A 12,180-nucleotide genomic window follows, 5' to 3' on the forward strand; every position below is an offset into this window, starting at 1 on the left:
AAGACTAGTCCTTGTTGTTGCGGCGCAGCAGGCGACCGATCAGGAACGAGGTGCGCGGGACATAGACATAGCGGGTGCGCGTGCCGGGCGCGGGGCGGGCGCGCATGCGGATGATGCCGAACACCACCAGCAGGATATGCGCCACTGCGATGAAGGCAAACATGCCCGCCGGGCCGAAGACCTCGATCAGGACCGAGGCGATGATCGGGCTGGCGATGGCGCCGACGGCATAGAGGAACATCAGCGAGGCGGACAGCTCTACCCGCTCATGCTGTTCGGCAAAGTCATGGGCATGCGCGGCCGAGACCGAATAGATCGGAAAGGTGGTGAAGCCAAAGAATCCGGCCGCCAGAAAGATCGCCACCACGCCGCCGCCCACGCTGGCCACCGTCAGCGCGCAGGCGAGGGTCGAGGCGACCGAGAGCCAGATCAGCACCACCCGTCTGTCGAACTTGTCAGCCAGCCAGCCCACCGGCACCTGCGCCACCGCGCCGCCCAGCACATAGGCCGCCAGAAACAGCGCGATCCGGTCAGCGGCCAGCCCCACCGCCAGCCCGTAAAGCGGGCCGACCATGCGGAAGGCCGCGCCGGTGATGCCTGATACCACCACCCCGGCGGCGGCCAGCGGTGAATAGTGCCAGGCCAGAGAGGGGCGCAGGCGGGGGGCGGGCCCGGTCTCGGGCGCTTCGGCCTTGCTGAGGACCAGCGGGAACAGGGCAGCGCAGCAGATCAGCGCCAGCAGGTTGTAGGAGACATAGGCCGCAGGCTCCAGCACACCGATCAGAAGCTGCGCCCCCAGCGAGCCAAGGATATCGACCACCCGGTAGACGCCCATCGCGCGGCCCCGGGTTTCATTGGTGACTTTGGCCTGCAACCACGCCTCGATGATCGTATAGCACCCCGCCACTGCTACGCCCGATGACATGCGCATTACCGCCCACGCATAGGGGTTGGTGATCATCATATGCGCCAGAATGCCGATGGTGCCCGCCGCCGTGAACGCTGCAAAAGCGCGCGAATGGCCGACCTCACCCATCAGCCGCGGTGCCCACCAGCAGCCGATGAAGAACCCCACGAAATGGGCCGACCCCAGCATGCCGATTTCCGAGGCCGAAAAACCCAGCACGGCGCCCGAAAGGGCATCCAGCGGCACCACGCCGCCCAGACCCAGTTGCAAAAGCGCGACCGATACGAAAAGGGCGGCGAACGAGATAAGCAGGCGCATGGCTGGCTGACCGGGCTGAGGGCTGGGGCGAGAGTGACCGCAAAGCCGCCGGAAGGTCCAGCCCGGAAACCCGGGGGCAGGCGATAAATGCGCAGATTCCGGGTCGCGCGGAGCGGGGGGTGCCGGTAGAGCTGGAGGCAACCGGGAAGGGGGGCTTTCCGCCCCCCTCTGCGCGCCTTGCGCGCATTCACCCCCCGGAGGATATTTGTGGACAGAAAATGCAACAGGCCGGTTTCAGGGACATGACGCAGGATCAGGATGCGCGGTATCATTACAAGGTGATCGCCCGCGCGATTGCCGAGATTGATGCGGCGGGCGGTGAGCGGATTGCGCTGGAGGAACTGGCGGCGCGGCTGGGGATGAGCGCTGCACATTTCCAGCGGGTTTTCACGCAATGGGTGGGTGTTTCGCCCAAGCGCTACCAGCAATATCTGGCGCTGGGCCATGCGCGGCACCTGCTGGCCGAGCGCTTCACCGTGCTGGAAACCGCGCTGTCCTCGGGTCTGTCAGGCACCGGGCGGCTGCACGATCTGTTCCTGCGCTGGGAGGCGATGACGCCGGGGGAATATGCGCAGGGTGGCGCGGGGCTGGAGATTGCCTGGGGCTGGTTCGAAAGCCCCTTTGGTCCGACCATTGTCATGGGCACCGCGCGCGGCCTGTGCGGCATGGGTTTTGCCGCCGAAATGGGTACGCAGGCGGCGTTTGACGATTTGGCACGGCGCTGGCCGCGCGCCCGTTTTCACGAAGACCCGGCGCAGCTTGCCCCCTGGGTGCAGGCCGCCTTTGGCGGCGGGGGCGCGGTGGAAGGTGGGGCTGCGCTGCATCTGATCGGCGCGCCCTTTCAGATCAAGGTCTGGGAGGCCTTGCTGAGCATCCCGTCGGGCCAGGTCACCACCTATTCCGAGATCGCCCGCGTTGTCGGCAACCCGAAGGCGGTGCGCGCGGTGGGCACGGCGGTGGGGCGCAATCCGGTCAGCTGGCTGATCCCGTGCCACAGGGCGATCGCCAAATCCGGGGGGCTGGGCGGCTATCACTGGGGCCTGCCGGTCAAGCGGGCGATGCTGGCATGGGAGGCCGCGCGGGCTGACGCGTGAGCCCGCGCCATGATGCGCCCTGTGGGGCGCTATGAGCGGAACTATGCCGCGTTGGCCCTGCAAGGCTGGCAATATGGGGAATGATTGCAGCCGGATCAGTGAAACGTGACTGCGCGGGGAAACCCATAGCCTTGTTGTGAGTTCTCACTTGGCGCTAATGTAGCACGAACGTGAACTCAACAACGGGATTTCCGGTATGTCATTCAAACCTGTACTTGCGCTTGCCGCAGCCACCGCTCTGGTGGCCGGTTGTGCTGTCGACCCTTATGCCAACACCAACCGCACCCAGCAGGGCGCTGTCGCCGGGGCGATTGCCGGCGGCGTGCTTGGTGCCGCCACCGGCTCGGGCAACCGTTTGCCCGAAGCGCTGCTTGGCGCGGGTATCGGTGCGGTGGCGGGCGGGGTTGTCGGCGCTTCGCTGGACCGTCAGGCCGCTGAGCTGCGCGCGCAGCTGGGTAATGAGATCGACGTGCGCAACACCGGCAACGAGATCGTGGTGACCATGGCGCAGGACATCCTGTTCGCCACCGACAGCGCGACCCTGCGCGCCGACCTGCGCAGCGACCTGCGGGCGATCGCCGCCAACCTTCAGCGCTACCCCGACAGCACGATCATCGTGACCGGCCATACCGACAGCACCGGCGCCATGGCCTATAACCAGTCCCTGTCCGAGCGCCGCGCCGATTCGGTTGCCGCCGTTCTGATTGAATCGGGCGTGTCATCGCGCCGGGTTGTGGCGCGCGGCGCGGGCCAGACGCAGCCGGTTGCCTCCAACGACACCGCAGCGGGCCGGGCGCAGAACCGTCGCGTGGAAATCGTCATCCGCCCGACGAACTGAGGGCGGGCCGGAAAACGGCAGTTGTTTCTTCCCCTGAGCGGTCATATCTCTTGACCAATCAGGGGGGAAGCCATGCCATTTCAGCCGGTTCACATGGAAAAGCTGTCGCAAGGGGTCGTGAGGCAGATCGAGCTTCTGATCCTGCGCGGGCTTTTGCGGCCCGGCGAACGCCTGCCTTCGGAGCGTGAGCTGGCTGAGCGGATGGGCGTTTCGCGCCCGTCACTGCGCGAGGCAATTGCCGAATTACAGGAACGCGGGTTGCTGGTCACCAAGGCCGGTGCGGGCGTTTTTGTCGCCAATATGCTGGGCTCGGCCTTTTCCGATGCGCTGATCCAGCTTTTTGCTAGCCATGAAGAGGCGGTTTTTGACTATGTCAGCTTTCGCCGTGACCTTGAGGGCATGGCCGCTGACCGCGCGGCGCGCTTCGGCTCTGACACTGACCTGATGGTCATCGACACCGTGTTTCGCAAGATGGAGGCGGCGCATACCAAGCGCGATCCGTCAGATGAGGCGGAACTGGATGCCGAATTTCACCTTGCGATCATCGAGGCCAGCCACAACATCGTCATGCTGCACATGATGCGCGCCATGTTCGACTTGCTGCGCGCCGGGGTCTTTTACAACCGCCAGCAGATGTTCAAGCAGCGCATCACGCGCGACCAGCTTCTGGAACAGCACCGCGCCATCAATGACGCCATTCAGGGGCGCGATCCGCAAGAGGCCCGCAGATCTGCCGAGGCGCATATGACCTATGTCGAAAACAGCCTGAGCGACCTGCGCAAGGCGCAGCGGAATGAAGAAATTGCGCGACTGCGCTACCAGCATGAGCTTGCGCGGGATTGAACGGCGCGCCGTATCGGGCTACGGGCCAGACGGAAACAGGAGAAGCGGATCATGGATTACGGCAAATCGGGCGGCGTGCGGCAGGATGCCAAGGCTCCGCGCCACAAGGAACACAACGCGCGCGGCACGGCCAAAAACCCGTTTGGCGCGGCAGAAGCCAAGGCCGAGCTGCTGGCACGCATGAAGGCGGCTGCCGACGCGCGCAAGGCCGGGAAAGACAGCGGCGACAGCGCTGAATAACAAAAAAACCCCGCCAAAGCTGGCGGGGCATAGTGGCGTCCATGATTTTGCAATCATGGACGCGGGCGGTAAACCGTGTCGCTCAGTGGGCTTGTTCCATTTCCGAGCGGATTTTCTGGCGCAGCAGGTCGATGGGGATCAGCTGACCTTCGCGTTTGAACTGCCAGTAGGTCCAGCCGTTGCACGACGGCGCACCCTCAAGCGCCGCGCCGACTTGATGGATCGAACCGCGATGTTCGGCCGTCACCAGCGAGCCATCGGCGCGCACCTTGGCGATCTGGCCGCGCGGGCTGGTCAGCACCTCGCCGGGGCGCAGCATCCCGCGCTCCACCAACTGGCCGAAGGGCACACGCGGCTCGGCCCGTTTGGAGGCTGAGGTTTCCAGCGCCGATGCATCAAGCCTGCGCACCTTTGCCAGCCGGGCGGTGGCGGCCTTGCGGTAGCCTTCCTCGCGCTCAATGCCGATGAAATCACGCCCCAGCATCTTGGCGACGGCGCCGGTGGTGCCGGTGCCAAAGAACGGGTCCAGCACCACATCGCCCGGGTTGGTCGTGCCCACCAGAATGCGGTGCAGCAGGGCTTCCGGCTTCTGGGTGGGGTGGGCCTTGTCGCCGTTCTCATCCTTGAGGCGCTCATGCCCGGTGCAGATCGGCAGCACCCAGTCCGAGCGCATCTGCACCCCCTCATTCAGCGCCTTCAGCGCCTCATAGTTGAAGGTGTATTTCGCCGCTTCCGATTTGGAGGCCCAGATCATGGTCTCATGCGCATTGGTCAGACGCATGCCCCTGAAATTCGGCATCGGGTTGGCCTTGCGCCAGACCACGTCATTGAGAATCCAGTAGCCCGCATCCTGAAGCGAGGCGCCGACGCGGAAGATGTTGTGGTAGCTGCCGATCACCCACAGCGCACCGTTGGGCTTCAGCAGGCGCCGCGCGGCCTTGAGCCAGTCGCGGGTGAAACGGTCATAGGCTGCGAAGCTTGAGAACTGGTCCCAATGGTCATCGACAGCATCGACGCGGCTGTTGTCAGGCCGGTGCAGCGTGCCCTTGAGCTGAAGGTTATAGGGCGGGTCGGCGAAGATCAGGTCAACGCTGCCCTCAGGCAGGCTGTTCATCACTTCAATGCAATCGCCCGCAATAATCTGGTTCACCGGAAGCACTGCTGCTTCCTGCGTTCGTGTCTTGACTGCCATGTCTGCCTCGTTCTGCGCCCTGTTGTTGTTTGGGTCGGGCGCTTTCTTGTTCCCTAAGATGAGTCAAACGTGATTCGCCGTCAATTTCTTTTTGAATCAGGGGCTTATTTAATTTTCTTCACACAAGATATTGCGTACGGGCGCGAAGCTACGTCTATGATGTGGGGTCACACCAAGGCGGTTCAGGGCTGCGACATGCGCCGGAGAGGGGTATCCGGCGTTTGTTTCCCATCCGTAGCCCGGCCAGTCGCGCGCCAGATCGGCCATGATCCGGTCGCGTTCGACCTTCGCCACGATCGAGGCGGCGGCGATGGACAGGCAGCGCGCATCGCCCTTGATCAGGGTTTCAGCCGGGCAGCACAGATCGCGCGGCAGGCGGTTGCCGTCGATCAGGGCATGGTCAGGCGGCAGGGAGAGTGCGGCCAGCGCGCGGCGCATGGCGAGGTGGCTGGCCTGAAGGATGTTCAGCGTGTCGATCTCTTCGACACTGGCGTGGGCGACGGTGGCGACGCGGGCCTGCGCCCAGATCATCTGCGCCAGCGCCTCGCGCGCCGCGGCGCTCAGGCGTTTGGAATCGTTCAGCCCCGGCGGGATGCGCGCGGGGTCCAGCACCACGGCCGCCGCTGTTACAGGCCCGGCCAGCGGGCCCCTTCCCACCTCATCCACGCCCGCCACCGCCCGCGCGCCGCGCGCCATGGCGGCCTGTTCAAAGGTGAAATCGGGGAGGAGGATCACGGCTTTCATGTGCCGGGATGTGCCATCGTGCAGTGGTTGCGACAAGCAAAAAGGGCAGGCCTTGCGGCCTGCCCTCATCCCGGTCTGGGGGGACCGGGTTTTCCGGCAACGCCCGAGGGAGGGGCGCGACCGGAAACCTTAGTAGCCCGCGCGGTAATAGCCAGCGTTCGACAGGCACTGTGCGTTGTAATAATGGCGGCCAGAGCGGTCGCTGACGCGGCAGTGGCGGGGCAGCTGGTACAGGCGATGGCTTTCAAGGCAGTGGCCGTCGTAGCCTTCAACGCGCCGCCCGCTTTCGCGGTAGACCATTTCGCAGGCGCGCGGCAGGGTGGCGGCATAACCGGGGCCGCGATCCGGGCGGGGGCGGTAGCCCGGGCCCGGGCCATACTCGGGGCGGGGGCGGTAATGGCGCTGCTCGGCGTGGTAGCCCTCATCATACAGGCACTGCGCCAGATAGCTGGGGCGCTGGCCCCGGTCGGTGTGCATGGCGAGGCGGCAATGCTGGGGCAGGCCGCGGTATCCGGCGCGCTCCAGACAGCGGGTGTTGTAGGTGTCGATATGGCGCCCGCGGATCCGCACGGTCTCGCGGCAGTCGTCCGGCAGGGTCCAGCGGCCGACATGGCGCGGGGTCCGGTTGTCATCAATCGCGTGGACGATCACCGCGACGGCGGCAATGCCCAGAAAGAGGCGCAGCAGATCGTCGGTGGTGTCCGATTTCGCGGGGGTTGCGGTGGCGCTCAGACCCGCCAGAACCAGCGCGCCGGCCGTGACAAGTGCAAACAGCCGTCGCGAGGCCTTCCGCGTGAACGCACCAAGGCCGGAACTCAGGCCGGGAGCAACATTGGTCATCGCCTGTCCTTTCTCAAAAGGGGCTCGCATCGGAAAGCGGAGGGCTGATCGGACGATGCGAGCGGTTGCGGTCACAGGGCGTGTCTGTCCCATGCCGTGGCGCTCAATGTCGGCCCGACCACGTCTGACAGGCAATAGCGCAACCCGGTTATTGGATAACGGTTCCGGAAAACGGTGGAATTTGCGGTGGATATTGCATAACAGCGCGGAAGCGGCCAGTTTCACCCTCAGCCACAAGACGCCCAGCCACATCCCGCTTATTCAAGGACACCGCCCATGCGCCTGTTCCTTCAGATCCTTGCCGCCACCCTGCTGCTGGCCCTGCCCGCATCGGCCCAATGCTATGCCGATTACCGCGCCCAGCAAAGCAACCCGGTCCGCTTTCACTATGGCGTGGCCGAGGTTCCGGCCTCTGCCTGCGGCGATGCCCAGGCGGCGGCAAGCAGCCTGCGCCCGCGCCTGCAACAACACGGCTGGATTCTGGTCGATGTATTGTCCACATTCGGACCCGAGGGATTGCCCTCAAGGAGAGAGCGTGCAGGACAATTCCATCTCCGTTTCTGACCTGACGCGCGCGGGCTCGCGCGCCATTGTCATCGGGCTGGCCGCCATCGTTGCCATTCTGGCGCTGGCGGCCTTTCTGCTGTTCCAGAACCTGCCGGACACCAACGCCTATAATGCGCGGGTGGAACGGCTGTTCGTCGAAAACGCCAACCTGACCGAGCAGGCCGAACTGCGGCTGCTGGAAATTCTGGCGCAGTCCGGCACCACCTTTACCGAAGTGCTGGTCAGCTACCGCTCGGTGATCTTTGTGCTGATGGTCTTTGCCACGGCGCTGCTGATCACCGCGCTGGTGCTGGTTCTGGCGCTGATCGCGCTCAACCGGCGGCTGGCGCAGGTGCAGAAGGCGGGGATTCAGGTGTCATCGCTGGTGATCAGCCGGGCCGAGCGCAAGGTCTATCTCAACGATATGGAATTCAACCTGACCGAGGCGGCAGTGGAAACCCTTGCCGCGCTGGCCGAGGCCCGGATGGACGGCGAGATGCTGACGGGCGCGATGCTGGAATCGGTGATCACCGGGCGGCGCGAATCGGATTGCGACGAGGCCGCCGGGGCCACCCGCATCAAGCGCCTGCGTGATTCGCTGGGCAACCAGATTGTCAGCGAACTACTGGTGCGCAACATCGCGCGGCAGGGCTATGTGCTGGCGATTGACAAGGATGTGTTGCGGATGATCTGAGCGCCCGGGCGTTCCGTCTAGCGGGTGAATTCCGTCACCGCATAGCCCTGCAGATACAGCAGCGCCGTCAGATCACCATGGTTGATGCGCAGATCGCATTCCGCGGCCACCACGGGCTTGGCATGCAGCGCAACCCCCGCGCCCGCCCGGTGCAGCATGCCCAGATCATTCGCCCCGTCACCTACCGCAATCACCTCAGCCTCGGAGATTCCCAGCCGGGCGGTGGCCTCTTCCAGCGCGTCGATCTTGGCCTGACGGCCCAGAATCGGCTCGGCCACGGTGCCGGTCAGAAAGCCACCTTCGGACAGCAGGCGGTTGGCGCGGTGTTCGTCAAAACCCAGATGCGCCGCAACCTTTTCGGTGAAGGCCGTGAACCCGCCTGAGACCAGCATCGTGAAGGCCCCGTTTGCCTTCATCGTAGCGATCAGTTCGCGCCCGCCCGGGGTATAGGTGATGCGCTCGCTCAGCACCCGGTCGATCACGCTGGCAGCCATGCCTTTCAGCAGCGCCACGCGCTCACGCAGCGCCGGTTCAAACGCCAGTTCACCATTCATCGCCCGCGCCGTGATTGCCGCCACCTTTGCGCCGAAACCGGCCATATCGGCCAGCTCATCGATGCATTCCTGCCGGATCATCGTGCTGTCCATATCGGCCAGCAACATGCGCTTGCGCCGCCCCTCAGCCGGTTGCACCGCCAGATCGACACCCAGCAGTTGCATGTCCTCCCAGACCTGCCAGCGGTTGCCGGGGATTGCGGGCAGATCGAACTCTGCCGCGATGCCCGGGTTCAGCCAGCGTGCCACACCGCCGCCCCATGCATCGCGCAAAGATTCGACAAGGGTTGGCTCCAGAACCGGGCGCGCGGGGTTGGCAAGAAGAGTGACGACAAACATCTGGCTGTTTCCGATCGTGGACAGGGGCGTCGCTTTTGTGCGTTCAAACGCCGCCTTAGTGCAATTTTTCCTCTTGTTCCAGAGGCGCGCGCGCCGTATCTGCGGCGGTGGGACACTCCTCCCCAATGAGGAGCGTTTATCTGGAAGGATAGCATGTCAGACCTCAAGACCCCGGCCGCGCGGCCGGCAAATCCGCGTTTCTCTTCTGGCCCTTGTGCCAAAATCCCCAACTTTTCGCTGGATATGCTTGCCGACGCCCCGCTGGGCCGGTCGCATCGTGCTGCCGTGGGCAAGTCCAAGCTGGCCGAGGCCATCGAGCTGACGCGCTCGGTGCTGGGTGTGCCTGCGGATTACCGCATCGGCATCGTTCCCGCCTCGGACACCGGCGCGGTGGAAATGGCGCTGTGGTCGCTTCTGGGCGCCCGCCCGGTCGAGATGCTGGCATGGGAAAGCTTTGGCGAAGGCTGGGTGACCGATGTAGTCAAACAGCTGAAGCTGGACGCCACGGTGCGCAAGGCGCCCTATGGGCAGGTCGTTGATCTGGCCGAGGTCGATTTCAACCGCGATGTCGTGTTCACCTGGAACGGCACCACTTCAGGCGTGCGGCTGGCGAATGGTGATGCCATCCCGGCTGACCGTGAGGGGCTGACGATCTGCGACGCCACCTCAGCCGCGTTTGCCATGGATCTGCCGTGGGACAAGCTGGATGTGGTGACCTTCAGCTGGCAGAAGGTGCTGGGCGGCGAGGGTGCGCATGGCGTGCTGATCCTGTCACCGCGGGCCGTTGAGCGGCTGGAAAGCTACACGCCCGCATGGCCACTGCCCAAGATTTTCCGCATGACCAAGGGCGGCAAGCTGATTGAGGGTATCTTCAAGGGCGAGACCATCAACACGCCCTCGATGCTGGCGGTTGAGGATTATCTGGTTGCGCTGAAATGGGCGCAAAGCCTTGGTGGCCTGAAAGCGCTGGTTGCCCGCGCCGATGCCAATGCGCAGGCGGTGTGGGATTTCATCGCCACCCGCGACTGGATCGCCAATCTGGCCGAAGATGCGGCGACTGCCTCGACAACCTCGGTTTGCGTCAAGTTCACCGATCCGCGCATCACCGATGGCGCAGCTTTCGCCAAGGGTGTTGCCAAGCGGCTGGAGCAGGCAGGCGTGGCGCTGGATATCGGCGCATACCGCGATGCCCCTCCCGGCCTGCGTATCTGGTGTGGCTCGACAGTGGAAACCGCTGATGTGGCCGCGCTGATGCCTTGGATCGAATGGGCCTTTGAGGCCGAGATCGCCGCGCTGCAAGCGGCCTGACCCCCTTATCCCGGCCCCCGCGACGCCTGCGGGGGCCACCAAAACCATGCATAAGGAGCCCGCACATGGCGCCCCGCGTTCTCGTTTCCGACAAACTTTCCGAAACCGCCGTTCAGATCTTCCGCGACCGTGGGGTTGAGGTGGATTACCTGCCCGATCTGGGTAAGGACAAGGAAAAGCTGGCCGAAATCATCGGTCAGTATGATGGCCTTGCCATCCGCTCAGCCACCAAAGTGACCGAGAAGATTCTGGAGAAGGCCACCAACCTCAAAGTCATCGGCCGCGCCGGGATCGGGGTGGACAATGTCGATATCCCCGCTGCCAGCAAACGCGGTGTGATTGTCATGAACACGCCCTTCGGCAACTCGGTCACCACCGCCGAACACGCCATCGCCATGATGTTCGCCGTTGCCCGCCAGTTGCCCGAGGCATCGACCTCCACCCACGCCGGCAAGTGGGAAAAGAACCGCTTCATGGGTGCCGAGCTGTTCAACAAGACGCTGGGTGTGATCGGCGCGGGCAATATCGGCGGTATCGTCTGCGACCGGGCGCTGGGGCTGAAGATGAAGGTCGTGGCCTATGACCCCTTCCTGTCGGATGAACGCGCCAAGGCCATGGGTGTGCAGAAGGTGGAGCTGGACGAGCTGCTGGCGCGGGCTGATTTCATCACCCTGCATGTCCCGCTGACCGACAAGACTCGCAACATTCTGAATGCCGAGAACCTCGCCAAGACCCGCAAGGGCGTGCGGATCATCAACTGCGCGCGCGGCGGGCTGGTCGATGAGGCGGCGCTGGCAGAGGCGCTGAAATCCGGCCATGTGGCGGGTGCGGGCTTTGACGTGTTCGCCGTGGAACCGGCCACCGAATCGCCCTTGTTCAACCTGCCGAATGTGGTGGTGACCCCGCATCTGGGTGCATCCACCACCGAGGCACAGGAAAACGTCGCCATTCAGGTGGCTGAGCAGATGTCAGACTACCTGTTGACCGGCGCCGTGCAGAACGCGCTCAACATGCCTTCGGTCACCGCCGAAGAGGCTGCGGTGATGGGGCCGTGGCTGAAACTGGCGGGCCATCTGGGTGATTTCGTGGGTCAGCTGACCGACGAGCCGATCCGCGCCATCAACGTGCTTTATGACGGGGCCGTGGCCGAGATGAACCTCAAGGCGCTGAACTGCGCTGTCATTTCGGGCGTGATGAAGGCTGCGAACCCGGATGTGAACATGGTTTCGGCCCCGGTTATCGCCAAGGAGCGCGGTGTCCAGATCTCGACCACGCGGCAGGAAAAATCGGGCGTATTTGATGCGTTCATCAAGCTGACCGTGGTCACCGACACGCGCGAACGCTCTGTCGCCGGGACGGTGTTCAGCGACGGCAAGCCGCGTTTCATCCAGATCAAGGGCATCAATATCGACGCCGAGATCGGCGCACACATGCTCTACACCACAAACGAGGATGTGCCGGGAATCATTGGCCTTCTGGGCAATACCATGGGCAAGAACGGCGTGAACATCGCCAACTTTACCCTTGGCCGCTCAGGCGTGGGTCAGGATGCGATTGCGCTTCTGTATCTTGATCAGGCGATTGATCCGAAGGTGGTGGAAACGCTGCGCAATACCGGCATGTTCCGGCAGGTCCGCCCGATGCAGTTCGACGTGGCCTGAGAGAGTCGGCGGAAAGGGGGGCTTTGCCCCCTCTTGGCTTCGCCAATTCACCCCCCAGCGTA

13 protein-coding genes are annotated in these 12,180 nt (G+C 64.2%); 8 read left to right on the forward strand and 5 right to left on the reverse strand.

Annotated elements, in window-relative coordinates:
* Nucleotides 1-4 precede the first annotated feature (4 nt).
* Nucleotides 5-1,225 carry an MFS transporter gene (locus tag V7Q53_RS06610; RefSeq protein ID WP_333827674.1) on the reverse strand — a complete coding sequence of 407 codons (1,221 nt, stop codon included), beginning with the start codon at nt 1,223-1,225 and terminating at the stop codon, nt 5-7.
* A gap of 218 nt (nt 1,226-1,443) precedes the next feature.
* On the opposite strand from V7Q53_RS06610, the gene V7Q53_RS06615 reads away from it, so the two are divergent.
* From V7Q53_RS06615 to V7Q53_RS06630, 4 genes are all read left to right on the forward strand, one after another.
* Nucleotides 1,444-2,319 (forward strand): bifunctional helix-turn-helix domain-containing protein/methylated-DNA--[protein]-cysteine S-methyltransferase, encoded by an 876-nt coding sequence (locus V7Q53_RS06615; protein WP_333827675.1) that lies wholly within the window; start codon nt 1,444-1,446, stop codon nt 2,317-2,319.
* A gap of 196 nt (nt 2,320-2,515) precedes the next feature.
* Complete coding sequence (locus tag V7Q53_RS06620; RefSeq protein WP_333827676.1) at nt 2,516-3,157, forward strand: OmpA family protein; 642 nt, start codon at nt 2,516-2,518, stop codon at nt 3,155-3,157.
* Nucleotides 3,158-3,229: 72 nt separating this feature from the next.
* A complete protein-coding gene (locus V7Q53_RS06625; protein ID WP_333827677.1) occupies nt 3,230-4,000 on the forward strand; it encodes a FadR/GntR family transcriptional regulator in 771 nt (256 codons plus the stop codon).
* Between the two features lie 51 nt (nt 4,001-4,051).
* A complete protein-coding gene (locus V7Q53_RS06630) occupies nt 4,052-4,240 on the forward strand; it encodes a hypothetical protein (RefSeq protein WP_333827678.1) in 189 nt (62 codons plus the stop codon).
* A gap of 82 nt (nt 4,241-4,322) precedes the next feature.
* Here the strand turns inward: V7Q53_RS06630 and V7Q53_RS06635 are convergent, their stop codons facing one another.
* The 3 genes from V7Q53_RS06635 to V7Q53_RS06645 all read right to left on the reverse strand — a co-directional run bounded on the left by V7Q53_RS06635 (nt 4,323) and on the right by V7Q53_RS06645 (nt 7,016).
* Nucleotides 4,323-5,432 carry a site-specific DNA-methyltransferase gene (locus V7Q53_RS06635; RefSeq protein ID WP_333827679.1) on the reverse strand — a complete coding sequence of 370 codons (1,110 nt, stop codon included), beginning with the start codon at nt 5,430-5,432 and terminating at the stop codon, nt 4,323-4,325.
* A gap of 108 nt (nt 5,433-5,540) precedes the next feature.
* Nucleotides 5,541-6,176, reverse strand: a complete 636-nt coding sequence (locus V7Q53_RS06640; RefSeq protein ID WP_333827680.1) for a ribonuclease HII — start codon at nt 6,174-6,176, stop codon at nt 5,541-5,543.
* 129 nt (nt 6,177-6,305) lie between these two features.
* Nucleotides 6,306-7,016 (reverse strand): hypothetical protein, encoded by a 711-nt coding sequence (locus tag V7Q53_RS06645; RefSeq protein ID WP_333827681.1) that lies wholly within the window; start codon nt 7,014-7,016, stop codon nt 6,306-6,308.
* 276 nt (nt 7,017-7,292) lie between these two features.
* Here V7Q53_RS06645 and V7Q53_RS06650 point away from each other — a divergent pair, with 276 nt between their 5' ends.
* Nucleotides 7,293-7,580, forward strand: coding sequence for a hypothetical protein (locus tag V7Q53_RS06650; RefSeq protein ID WP_333827682.1), 288 nt, complete (start codon nt 7,293-7,295; stop codon nt 7,578-7,580).
* Entirely contained in the window at nt 7,552-8,256 is a 705-nt protein-coding gene (locus V7Q53_RS06655) for a winged helix-turn-helix domain-containing protein (protein WP_333827683.1), read from the forward strand. The genes V7Q53_RS06650 and V7Q53_RS06655 overlap by 29 nt, the downstream gene beginning before the upstream one ends.
* Before the next feature lie 17 nt (nt 8,257-8,273).
* On the opposite strand, the gene serB is transcribed toward V7Q53_RS06655, so the two are convergent.
* Complete coding sequence (serB, locus tag V7Q53_RS06660) at nt 8,274-9,149, reverse strand: phosphoserine phosphatase SerB (protein WP_333827685.1); 876 nt, start codon at nt 9,147-9,149, stop codon at nt 8,274-8,276.
* Between the two features lie 153 nt (nt 9,150-9,302).
* Here serB and V7Q53_RS06665 point away from each other — a divergent pair, with 153 nt between their 5' ends.
* Together V7Q53_RS06665 and serA are read left to right on the forward strand one after the other, a co-directional pair.
* On the forward strand, nt 9,303-10,457 hold the full coding sequence (locus tag V7Q53_RS06665; RefSeq protein ID WP_333827687.1) for a phosphoserine transaminase: 1,155 nt from the start codon (nt 9,303-9,305) through the stop codon (nt 10,455-10,457).
* Between the two features lie 65 nt (nt 10,458-10,522).
* A complete protein-coding gene (gene serA, locus V7Q53_RS06670; RefSeq protein WP_333827689.1) occupies nt 10,523-12,118 on the forward strand; it encodes a phosphoglycerate dehydrogenase in 1,596 nt (531 codons plus the stop codon).
* Nucleotides 12,119-12,180: the final 62 nt, after the last annotated feature.

Origin of the sequence: Pararhodobacter sp., from assembly GCF_036802785.1 — a bacterium.
In the GTDB taxonomy this organism is placed as follows: Bacteria; Pseudomonadota; Alphaproteobacteria; order Rhodobacterales; family Rhodobacteraceae; genus Pararhodobacter.